This window comes from Streptococcus sp. VTCC 12886 (genome assembly GCF_049893425.1).
GTDB lineage: Bacteria > Bacillota > Bacilli > Lactobacillales > Streptococcaceae > Streptococcus > Streptococcus suis_AA.
In genome coordinates this window covers 1-8144 of sequence record NZ_JBMVJB010000050.1, presented here as the reverse complement: position 1 = coordinate 8144, position 8144 = coordinate 1, and the positions used below count along the sequence as shown (strand labels likewise).

At 41.7% G+C, this 8144-nt stretch carries 7 protein-coding genes; all 7 read right to left on the bottom strand.

Annotated elements, in window-relative coordinates; translation table 11 throughout:
• Nucleotides 1-86: 86 nt before the first annotated feature.
• The 7 genes from ACPC57_RS10965 to ACPC57_RS10935 all read right to left on the bottom strand — a co-directional run bounded on the left by ACPC57_RS10965 (nt 87) and on the right by ACPC57_RS10935 (nt 7973).
• Nucleotides 87-1679, bottom strand: coding sequence for a DEAD/DEAH box helicase (locus tag ACPC57_RS10965; RefSeq protein ID WP_434066954.1), 1593 nt, complete (start codon nt 1677-1679; stop codon nt 87-89).
• Nucleotides 1680-1964: 285 nt separating this feature from the next.
• On the bottom strand, nt 1965-2348 hold the full coding sequence (locus tag ACPC57_RS10960; protein WP_024391270.1) for a PH domain-containing protein: 384 nt from the start codon (nt 2346-2348) through the stop codon (nt 1965-1967).
• 354 nt (nt 2349-2702) lie between these two features.
• Nucleotides 2703-4247: a peptide chain release factor 3 gene (locus ACPC57_RS10955; RefSeq protein WP_217374826.1), complete on the bottom strand. Its 1545-nt coding sequence runs from the start codon at nt 4245-4247 to the stop codon at nt 2703-2705.
• Between the two features lie 170 nt (nt 4248-4417).
• Nucleotides 4418-5782 (bottom strand): UDP-N-acetylmuramoyl-tripeptide--D-alanyl-D-alanine ligase, encoded by a 1365-nt coding sequence (locus ACPC57_RS10950; protein WP_434064991.1) that lies wholly within the window; start codon nt 5780-5782, stop codon nt 4418-4420.
• A 54-nt stretch (nt 5783-5836) separates the two neighbouring features.
• Complete coding sequence (locus tag ACPC57_RS10945; RefSeq protein ID WP_217374824.1) at nt 5837-6505, bottom strand: ABC transporter ATP-binding protein; 669 nt, start codon at nt 6503-6505, stop codon at nt 5837-5839.
• A 9-nt stretch (nt 6506-6514) separates the two neighbouring features.
• Complete coding sequence (locus ACPC57_RS10940) at nt 6515-7591, bottom strand: ABC transporter permease (RefSeq protein WP_434066953.1); 1077 nt, start codon at nt 7589-7591, stop codon at nt 6515-6517.
• A gap of 1 nt (nt 7592) precedes the next feature.
• A complete protein-coding gene (locus ACPC57_RS10935; RefSeq protein WP_172025425.1) occupies nt 7593-7973 on the bottom strand; it encodes an OsmC family protein in 381 nt (126 codons plus the stop codon).
• Nucleotides 7974-8144: the final 171 nt, after the last annotated feature.

Below are 8144 nucleotides of genomic sequence, written 5' to 3'. Positions count from 1 at the left end.
CATAAAGAAAGAGAGAGCGAAGTTCGTCCTCTCTAGGTGTTAGCTTTTCATCTACCCACTACAGTTGACAAAGAGCCAAATAAGGTTTATCTCTCACCCTTATTTCGGATAACAAATCCTGTTTTCTTTTCACTTGATGTACGTTGGTGTGATTTTTTGTTGTCCTGACGGTGGTTGTCGCGTTTAACCTTGTCATCACGACGGTCGCGGTCAGTGCGGTCAGTGCGGTCACTACGGCGTCCTCCACGATCACGATTGCGGTCTCCATCACGACGACGGCCACCACGATCACGGTCGCGGCCACCACGTCCACCCTTGCCCTTGGCTTGTCCAGGAGCAAATTTAAATGGCAATGGTTTTTCACGCGCAATTTCTACCTCTGGCAGGCTATCCGGATCTTGAACAGTCAAAGTTAATACATAAAGTGCTAATTCTTCAGGGGTAAATTCAGCCGCTAACTGCATAGCATCTTTCTTGAACTTGTCAAAATTGCTACGGATGGTGTCGTCAGCCATATCACGTTCAATCTTTTTCAAAGCAATTTTTTTCTTAGCTTCAAAAGCTTCTTGTGCAGTCGCAGACTTGAGCCCCTTCATACGCTTCTTGGTTAGATCTTCGATGATAGCTAAGTAGCCCATCTCATTTGGCGAAACAAAGGTAATAGATTGACCTGATAGACCGGCGCGCCCTGTACGGCCAATACGGTGAACATAGCTTTCTGGATCTTGAGGAATGTCGTAGTTATAGACATGAGTTACACCTGATATATCCAAACCACGGGCTGCAACGTCTGTCGCAACAAGGACATCAATCTGATCATTTTTAAAATCACGAATGACACGGAGACGTTTATTCTGGTCCAAATCACCATGAATACCTTCAGCACGGAACCCACGCAATTTTAAGCCACGGGTCAACTCATCGACACGGCGTTTGGTACGACCAAAAACAATGGATAATTCTGGCTGGTCAACATCCATCAAACGTGTCATCGTATCAAACTTTTCATGCTCTTTAACACGAACAAAGTACTGTTCAACGTTGACATTGGTCAATTCCTTGGATGCAATCTTAACATGCTCTGGTTCTTTCATGAACTTGACACCAATGCGCTTAATTGGTTCAGGCATAGTTGCAGAAAATAGAAGTGTTTGGCGACTCACAGGTACACGTTCGATGATTGCTTCAATATCATCTAAGAAACCCATGTTGAGCATTTCGTCAGCTTCATCAAGAATAAGAGTTTCAACTCCATCCAAACGTAAAGCTTTACGTTTAATTAAATCTAATAGACGTCCTGGTGTACCGACAACTATGTGGGCACCTGATCGAAGGGCCTTTATTTGCTTATCAATACTAGAACCACCGTAAACCGAGCGAACTTTTACGCCTTTATCACGACCAAATTTGAATAACTCTTCCTGACTTTGAACTGCCAATTCTCGCGTAGGAGCAATAACTAAAGCTTGAACAGTTGGATTACTTGTGTCGATTTTATTTAGAGTAGGTAGCCCAAAGGCTGCAGTTTTTCCCGTACCTGTCTGGGCTTGACCAATCACATCTTTTCCCTCCAAAGCAAGCGGAATCGTTTGCTCTTGGATTGGTGATGGCGTTTCAAAACCTGCCCTCTCAACAGCAAGTAAAATATCTTCGGATAAGTTTAATTCGGTAAATTTCAATGTTTTCTCTTTTCTAAAAGGCAGTGCGAAGCTACCTTATCTCACGTTATTTGTAACAATTATTTCCACTGGCAGCGAACTAACCAGTATCAGACTTGCAACTTACCTAGTATAACACAATCTAGGAATAATCGTTAGTAAATACTTTTAAAATAAAAATAATACGTTTTCATAAAAAGCAGATTCCACTACTCTGCTTTTTTAATATGTCATTCAATAAAAAATTTATTTCTAAATTCATTTTTCAAAACGAAATACCATCTATTAGAATCTTTGAATTAGTAACTATTTTTCTAAAACGGCAGTAGCTAAGGCTTTTTGAATGGCAATCACACTTTTATCACTCTTAAATTGAAGAATTTCAGCAGGTTCTGCAGCCGAAGAAATCCAAATTTTGAGCTCGGCATCCAAATCAAAATGTCCTGATGTTTCTACTGTAAAGCGCGAAATAGAGCGATAAGGAATAGACTTATAGGATACTTTCTTCCCAGTCACTCCTTGTTTATCCACCAAAATTAAACGATATTCCGTAAATACAATCAAGTCACGAACCAAGCTGAAAGCCATCTCAACCTGTTCATTGTCCAACAATACATGTTCTAATTCCTGCTCAATTTTGTCATTATTTAATTGCGAAGCATTACCAAGCAAACCTGAAAATAGTCCCATTATTTGACTCCTTTGTTGATTTTTATCTATTTTACCTAAAAACTGGTAATAAAAAAAGCAAAAACCTCTAGGAAGTTTTTGCCATCATATATAGTAAGCTAGTTTTATATAAACGCAAAAGTTTGAAATTAGGTAAGCCGACTCCCGTTGGCTCTCATCTCCAACCTTTCACCTCGCTTTATCATCTATGGGCTCGGGTTTCTATGGTCACTTTTTCGTTTTAAGGTGACCAGCTGAATCAGTTCACTTAACAAGCCTCGCTTTTATATTTTTAATCCACCCGGACTTTATTCAATGGTAAACTGACTACCGTCAGTTCCCATCTCCCGATAGCAAACATCTCCCAGATGTTTGTTACATCTTCTCTTTCAACTCCACATCAGGATATTTGTCCGCGAACCAGCGGAGGGCGAAGTCGTTTTCAAAGAGGAAAACTGGTTGGTCAAAGCGGTCTTTGGCCAAGATGTTGCGACTTGATGACATACGCTCATCTAGGTCTTCTGGCTTGATCCAGCGGACAGTCTTTTTACCCATTGGGGTCATGACTACATCAGCATTGTATTCACCTTCCATGCGGTGTTTAAAAACTTCAAATTGGAGCTGTCCAACGGCACCCAGCATATACTCGCCTGTCTGGTAGTTCTTGTAGAGCTGGATAGCACCTTCTTGCACTAGTTGCTCGATTCCTTTGTGGAAGGATTTTTGTTTCATGACGTTTTTGGCAGAAACTTTCATAAAAATTTCAGGTGTGAAAGTCGGTAGCGGTTCGAATTCAAACTTGTTCTTTCCTACGGTCAAGGTATCCCCTACCTGATAGGTTCCTGTGTCGTAAACCCCAATAATGTCACCGGCAACTGCATTTTCTACATTCTCACGGGACTCGGCCATGAACTGCGTCACGTTGGACAACTTAGCTACCTTGCCTGTACGAGGCAGGTTAACCGCCATACCGCGTTCAAATTCACCTGAAACCACACGGACAAAGGCAATACGGTCGCGGTGACGCGGGTCCATGTTGGCTTGAATTTTGAAAACAAAACCTGAAAAGTCTTTGTTGAGTGGGTCAATAACGTCCCCTGTCGTTGTCTTGTGACCATGTGGCTCTGGAGCAAATTCCAAGAAGGTATCAAGGAAGGTCTGAACACCAAAGTTTGTCAAGGCTGATCCGAAGAAAACAGGTGTCAAATCACCGTCCAAAATGGCCTGCTCTGAAAATTCATTTCCAGCTTCCGCCAAGAGCTCGATATCGTCCAGAACTTGGGCATAGAATGGGTTAGATCCAAAGAGCCTGTCACCCTCGTCCAAACTTGCAAAACGCTCTTCACCACGGTAGAGCTCCAAACGTTTATTGTGAAGGTCATAGAGTCCCTCAAAGGATTTTCCCATTCCGATTGGCCAGTTCATTGGATAGCTGGCAATTCCCAAGACTTCTTCCAACTCCTGCAATAAATCAAGTGGCTCTCGGCCATCACGGTCCAACTTGTTGATAAAGGTGAAAACGGGAATATTGCGGTGCTTAACAACCTCAAAGAGCTTTTTGGTCTGAGCCTCGATACCTTTGGCAGAGTCCACCACCATGACAGCCGCATCCACCGCCATCAAAGTACGATAAGTATCTTCTGAGAAGTCTTCGTGACCTGGTGTATCCAAGATATTGACACGCTTACCTGCATAGTCAAACTGCATAACAGAGGAAGTAACAGAGATACCACGTTGTTTCTCAATATCCATCCAGTCAGACTTAGCAAAGTTACCAGTCTTTTTCCCCTTGACTGTACCTGCCTCACGAATCTCTCCACCAAAATAAAGCAATTGCTCGGTAATAGTGGTTTTACCAGCGTCCGGGTGAGAGATAATCGCAAAGGTGCGGCGTTTCTTAATTTCTTCTTGTAGTGACATCTTTTTTCCTTTTCATTTTCTTTTTTTTGATACATAGCAGAGCTTGGCCCTGATTTTATATAGTCTACATTGGATAATCCTCATTCTTTGATTGAGCAACTCTAAAGTAAAAGAGCTGCTACTGCAACTCTCTTATTATATCTGAAATAAAAGGAATTTTCAAATCAAGTCTATTTAACTTCCAATGCCTCCACCACTTTTCCAAGTTTCATGGAATTGGAGCCTTTAAAGAGGATTTGGTCTTGTGCTCCTAGGACCTCCTTGACTTGTTTCACCAGATCTTCAAATTGATCCTGCTCAGCATTTTTCCTAAAGAAATAGACTTTTCCAATTGGAAACATCTGACTAGCCAGCTGAGCTAACTCTTCAATATCCTGACCGTAGAAAATGACGGTATCTAGCACATCAGGCGATAGGCTTAGAATCATCTGATTGTGGAGATTGACGGACTGGCTACCCAGTTCTTTCATATCTGCTAAAACTGCGATTTTCTTGCCACCTTCATTTGCTGGAATGCTAGAGAAGGTTTCCAAAATCAATCGCATGGCAGTTGGATTGGCATTATAGACATCACTGAGAATGTCTGCTCCGTTTCTTGCCTTCTTCCATTCGGTGCGGTTGCGGGTCAAGTTAAGACTTGCTAGGGCTGAGGTGATTGCCTCATCGGACACACCCAAGATTTTGCCCACATAGCTTGCTACCATGGCATTGGTGGCATTGTACTTGCCCGTTACTGGGAGGAAAATGTCTCCGTCCATAAAGTTTACGGTGAAGGTCAGGCTATCCTTCGATTCAACCAAACTTGTTACTTGCAAATCTCCCTGTTCACCAAAACGAACGAGATCCACATGGCTCGGCAAGAGCTTATCCGCAATCGGATCTGCTGGGATCAAGAGTTTACTACCTGGCTCCATTCCATCCGCAATCTGTAATTTTCCTTTGGCAATCTCTTCTCGTGAGCCGAAAAATTCCAGATGGGCTTCTCCAAAAAGGGTAATAACTGATAGAGTTGGTTTGGCAATTTCAGATAGGAGATGAATGTCTCCCAAGTGGTCCTGCCCCATTTCCAATACCAGTTTTTCTGTATCATCTGGCATATGGAGAACAGTGTAAGGCAGACCGATTTCGTTGTTATAGTTGCCTTGTGTTTTGTAAGTCTTGTATGTAGTTGCAAGGATATCATGAATCATATCCTTGGTGGTTGTTTTACCGTTTGAGCCTGTCACAGCAATGACTTCTACCTCCGTTTTCTCTAGGTAGTAGGCCGCTAATTGTTGAAGCGCAGCCAAGCAGTCCTCTACTAGAATGTGAGGAACATCAAGGCTGACTTCAGACAAGGTTGCCGCACAGCCATTTTCAAAAGCCACAGGAATAAAGTCATGACCGTCACGCGCTCCCTTGAGGGGAACAAAGAGGTCACCAGTTGTGACGAAACGGCTATCGAACTCGACCTTGTTGAGTGCTGTATCGGGATAAAGACTAATATCGTTTTTTGCGCCCAAGACCTGAGCAACTTCGTGTAGGGTTAATTTCATGGTTTTCTCCAATAAACTAAAAAAGAGCTTTCGCTCTTTCCATTATACCACTTTTTACCGAACTTGAGTGAGGACACCATCTTTCATCTCATATACCTTGTCGCATTTTTCTATCATGCGCTGGTCATGTGTCACCATGATGATGGATTTATTTCGTTCCTTTGCTTCTTTAGCTAGAAGTTCCACTACTTCAAAGGCCCGGTTACTATCTAGGCTGGCTGTCGGTTCATCAGCTAGAATCAAGGCTGGGTCATTGTAGAGTGCACGTGCAATTGCTACCCTCTGACGTTCTCCACCTGACAAATCCTTAGGGAACTTGTTTTTAAGATGGGCCACTCCCAAATCTGCCAGAATTTCTTGATGTTTGTTTGGGTTGGCTTTCTTATTGACCTTATCAACCAAGGTTAATTGCTTTTCGACTGTCAAAAATGGAATCAAATTAGAAGCCTGCAAGACAAAGCCAATATCCTTATAGCGTAGTTGAGCACGTTTCTTTTCTGGTAGATCAGAGTAGTCTGATTGATTGATTAACACACGACCTGTTGTTGGTGTTTGTAGACCTCCTGCCAAGGTCAAAAAAGTTGATTTCCCGGACCCGGACGGTCCGATGATTGCAACAAACTCACCTTCTTCAATACTAAAATTAGTCGGTTTGAGAGCTGTAATAGTTTGACTACCGTCTTGGAAGGTTTTACTAATATTTTCAAAAATAAGTGTTTTCATAACAACCTCCTAAGATAAATTTTGTAATGGATCTACCTTAAAGATAGAACGTACAGAGAAACTAGCACCTAATAGGGCAAATATAACAAGAGCTAGACCGATTACGATATAGAAGGTCCAGTTATTTTCAAATGGCACAGCGCTTGGCAAGACAAGGGACGATAAATACGTTCCAGCCAATCCAACGACAGTTCCCAAACCAGCCAGAAGGAAGGTTTGAGCCAGTACAGAACCTGAGATATAGCCATTTGAAAGACCTTGAATTTTCATCAAACCAAAAATCGGAGATTTCTGTGTTGTCAAAACAAAGATAAAAATACCAATCACAATAGCAGAAATGACGACCAAGAAACCAATCATAAAGCCGAATGTTATATTTTGAGCCTTATATCCTGGCAGATATTCAATGAAATCTGCAATGGCAACTTTTTCCAACTCATCCGGTACTGAGGAGACATCTCCACGAATGACAATGGCACTGGCCAGACTACTAGTAGCTGCCTGTTGCTTATCTGCCTGCATTAATTCTGAAAATGCATCAAAACCCATATAAACGACAGGTGCCACGCCAAAATAAGCATTATCTGTATACCCAACAATAGTCACTTTTTCATCAGAACCTGACAGATAGATTTGATCTCCAATTCCAAAATCTTCTACCTCTGACAAGGTTTTGTCTACAACGACTTCTCCAGTTTTTTCATACAAACGACCTTCTACAATATTCGGTACGATAAAACTATCTGTTTCAACCGCAAAGATATTGACATTCTCTTTTTCATCAGTTGCAGCATCTTTATCCACATATGCAACTCCTGCCTGTTGGCGAATCAAGGCCTTGTCACCAGCATCTACTTGGTCAAGCAAAGCTGTATCAATTTTTGACGCTGTAATCAAGCGATTGCTTTCTGAATTAAGCAAGACATAATCTGCCTGCCATTTATCAACTGCTGTTTTATTTTCCTGCATGAGACCATAAGCCAAACCAGTCAGGAAAAAGACAAGGTAGAAAATTAGAATTAACAATCCTAAAATCAAGCCATAACGCAGCTTATTCTGCCGCATCTCTTCAATTGCTAAAAACATCTTACTCCACACTTTCTAAGACATAAAATTTTGCCTCAAATATAATACTTTCTTTTAAAAGAGCTTTAACTTTACACTTTTGTTCAACGTATGCAAGAATCTTTTCCTGCTTTTCCGAAGAGACCTCCTCTCCGATTCCAATCAACACTTCAATGTGCTCATTATCCAAACGACTCTCCACCTGAACAGGCATAGTTTTATTGCCTTCTTTGCTGGCATAATAACCCTGGACACACATGGTGACGCAGGCAGCTAAGCCAATGTTGACTAGACTAACGGGAGTCTCCCCCTTCTCCGTCACACCAAAGGTATGAACCGGTTCACCATAACCTTGAGAAATTGCCTGAAACAGACCTTTCCCTTTTACTGTCGTTTGATACATAAACACCTCCAGAACATGTTCCATTTTAGTCCTTTTTGCAACCCTTTGCAAGAAAAATATTTAGAAAATGAAATAAAAAAAGATTGGTAAAATTTCGTAACCGCCCAATAACAAGGTATATTGAAAAAGGATCCAAAGTCCTGTCGACTCTGGAACCTTTTTCTATTTACA

What these genes read in the sequence shown, in the direction of transcription:
- ACPC57_RS10940 (WP_434066953.1), bottom strand. Translation starts at nt 7,591, where the DNA reads ATGTTTTTAGCAATTGAAGAGATGCGGCAGAATAAGCTGCGTTATGGC.
- ACPC57_RS10950 (WP_434064991.1), bottom strand. Translation starts at nt 5,782, where the DNA reads ATGAAATTAACCCTACACGAAGTTGCTCAGGTCTTGGGCGCAAAAAAC.
- ACPC57_RS10960 (WP_024391270.1), bottom strand. Translation starts at nt 2,348, where the DNA reads ATGGGACTATTTTCAGGTTTGCTTGGTAATGCTTCGCAATTAAATAAT.
- ACPC57_RS10945 (WP_217374824.1), bottom strand. Translation starts at nt 6,505, where the DNA reads ATGAAAACACTTATTTTTGAAAATATTAGTAAAACCTTCCAAGACGGT.
- ACPC57_RS10955 (WP_217374826.1), bottom strand. Translation starts at nt 4,247, where the DNA reads ATGTCACTACAAGAAGAAATTAAGAAACGCCGCACCTTTGCGATTATC.
- ACPC57_RS10935 (WP_172025425.1), bottom strand. Translation starts at nt 7,973, where the DNA reads ATGTATCAAACGACAGTAAAAGGGAAAGGTCTGTTTCAGGCAATTTCT.